Below are 1,944 nucleotides of genomic sequence, written 5' to 3' on the forward strand. Positions count from 1 at the left end.
GAAACTGGAACAGCTGTATCTGCTGGCAGAATTTCGCGGCCAAGGCCTGGGTGGACTGATGTTAAGCCACGTGGAACAACAGGCACGCTGGCAAGGCTGGCATTCCCTCATCCTGCAAGTCAACAAAGGCAACACCAAGCCTATCGCCATCTACCGCAAAGCCGGTTTTCTCGTGCGTGAAGAGGCGGTGTTTGACATAGGTCATGGCTTTTTCATGGATGATTTTGTGATGGAAAAGCGGCTTTAGCAAAGCGTTTTATGAACAAAAAACCTCGCGCCAGCGAGGTTTTAATTTACAAAAGTTGTCTTGAGTTTTATGCAACCAACCCCGTCGAACTTAAAAACAACTTTTGAAGTTGCTTATGTTTTGAAAAAATCCTAAAAACTTTTGCGCCTGCGAGAATATCCCAAAGCCACCAAACCAAGACCCGCAAGTGCAAACGAACTTGGCTCAGGTACAGAAGTCACCACTGAACCGCCATCAGCAGTTAATCCGGCAACTGCGTCAATTTCATCCTCATCACCATAAAGTGGTTGCAAAGCTTGAGAACCTACTCCTTGCAAGGACACATATTGAAAAGTTGCACCCCCGGCAAGCTTCCATACCGTAGTAAAGCCATCAGCTAGAGATGTATTATCAGCCTCCCAACCTTGCAGATAAACCTGATCCAATACAGCAAGACTCCAATCAGCAAGATTGGTTGAACCTGGAGTGTTCGTTAGGTAAACCGTATATTCAACAGCTTCCTGGGGAAGTGGGCCATGGTCAACAATGGGAAACACCACGGCCTGATTGGCTTGTCCACCGAGATTCCAAATTGTTCCTAGCCACGGCTTATCCTGTGCTGTATTGGTCGAATAGTTAGTCCCTGTATTTTGTAACCACTTGTAATCACGGGCATTCCCATACGCAGTATTTGCTGAGTCAATACTGTATGCGTAGTCCAACTTACCAGTGGTCGTTCCATAAGCGCTGGCATTAGCTGTGATAACACTCCCAAATACAAGACCGGCTGGATCCGCATAGGTACCTGTACTCACTTTTAAATCAGTCGCGCCAGTTCCAATAGTAAAACCTAAGCCAGCAAAAGTAGCGGCACTGGCACCTTGATAAGCTGTGGAATAATTTGCATCACCTGACCCGCTAATAAATGCGGCTTCTGCCGAATTGGCTATCAGTACAAGTGCGCTAGCCAGACAAATTTCTAATTTACTTTTCATTTCAAACTCCTTAATTGAATTTTAAAAATACCAAATATTGCAAATCCTTAATAATTACAAGAAGAAGCAACTGAATGCCTGAATGATTGAGATTAGCAATCTTCCGCCGGGCATTATGTGAAAAGCAAAATTAGTGCCATAAAAAATCCAAATGAAGTTTTTTTTTAAAAATCATATGGTTATAGCAGCTTCTACAAAGCATGCCCAAAAAAATATCTTGTTATTGTAAAGAATTCCGACACTTCAGCTTTAAATGAGCCCAATTGCCAAGAATATTTTTACGATCAGCCTAGAAGAAAACTTGCAAAGCTTTCGTAGCCGCCCAGCCAGCTGCAATCCAAGGCTCATTAGACGTTCAAATATCCTCGAAACCAAATAACACGTTATTTTTTGTTTATGTCTACCGTAAACTGTAAAAATATTCGACTGTTTTCTAATTTCAAATTTGTTCTGCCCGAACAGACATTCGCTCGTTTAAAGGTGACACCTTAAAAACAGCTTTATTTGGATGGTCAAAAAAAACAGGATCAATTCTCCAACATCTCAACAACAATTTCAAAACTAAGCCCCAATCCCCGCGTTATTCCACAGATGGCTTTTTATTTTATTTGGATAAAATTTGTCTGGTATAAATTTGTATGTATCAAATACCCATGCTCGTTATCCAATCTTGTGAAAAAAATAAAACCAAAGTTGCCATACCATGAAAAATGATCGATTAGG

General features: G+C 41.6%; 2 protein-coding genes. One reads left to right on the forward strand and one right to left on the reverse strand.

What is annotated here, in order from left to right; all coding sequences use genetic code 11:
- Nucleotides 1-247: GNAT family N-acetyltransferase (locus ABL924_RS18315; RefSeq protein WP_349028533.1), on the forward strand; the 247-nt coding region annotated here is incomplete at its 5' end.
- Nucleotides 248-378: 131 nt separating this feature from the next.
- On the opposite strand, the gene ABL924_RS18320 is transcribed toward ABL924_RS18315, so the two are convergent.
- On the reverse strand, nucleotides 379-1,221 hold the full coding sequence (locus ABL924_RS18320; protein ID WP_349028534.1) for a PEP-CTERM sorting domain-containing protein: 843 nt from the start codon (nucleotides 1,219-1,221) through the stop codon (nucleotides 379-381).
- Nucleotides 1,222-1,944 lie beyond the last annotated feature (723 nt).

This window comes from Methyloglobulus sp., from assembly GCF_040079455.1.
Lineage (GTDB): Bacteria > Pseudomonadota > Gammaproteobacteria > Methylococcales > Methylomonadaceae > Methyloglobulus.

Bases quoted from the DNA above. Each gene is read 5' to 3' on its own strand.
- ABL924_RS18320 (WP_349028534.1), bottom strand. From the start codon at position 1,221: ATGAAAAGTAAATTAGAAATTTGTCTGGCTAGCGCACTTGTACTGATA.